Here is a 624-nt window from a genome sequence, read left to right as displayed (position 1 = left end):
GAACTTTTGTTAATATTATATCTGTAGGAATATTAAACTCTCTGTTATCTGCATTAGATTTTAAACCACTACTTCTTTCAACTTTCCAAGTTGCGGTAACTTGCCCGCTACCAGTTGCAGGTTGTATAGTCATTGTTAAATCTCCATCAAAGCGAGGTAAATTTAATGGATTAGGCACTGTATTATCTTCAATGCCTGCTTCTAAAATTGTACCATCACTACCTCCGAATATTACAGGAGGCCATGTTAAACCAAATCCTATACTTTTTTTAGAGGTATAAATTAAAATTTCTAAACCACTATTTGTAGTTTGTATCATTGAGAAATGTCCTCTTACTTTATTATCTTCATTTAGAAAAAGCTCTACTCTAAACGTTTCATCTCCATTTTGGGTTTCCCAAATACCCACAAATGAGTCATTAATGTTTTGGGCTTCTAAAGTGCTTGTAACACTTAAAAATAATGTTACTATTATAATTATAGGTTTCATTTTGTTTCGTTTTTTAGTTGTTACACGGTTTTTCTTTAATATTATTTATAGCATTAGCATTATAAGTTACTCTTGTAAAATCGTTAAAATTTTCATCAGTTTTATACATAGTTGCTCCCATATTTGCTTCATCC

1 protein-coding gene is annotated in these 624 nt (G+C 30.6%); it reads right to left on the bottom strand.

Annotated elements, in window-relative coordinates; genetic code table 11:
• Positions 1-490: hypothetical protein (locus tag ACVC5O_RS00035; protein WP_452219420.1), on the bottom strand; the 490-nt coding region annotated here is incomplete at its 3' end.
• Positions 491-624 lie beyond the last annotated feature (134 nt).

This window comes from Lacinutrix salivirga, assembly GCF_053604675.1.
This window is presented reverse-complemented; position numbering and strand designations above follow the sequence as displayed.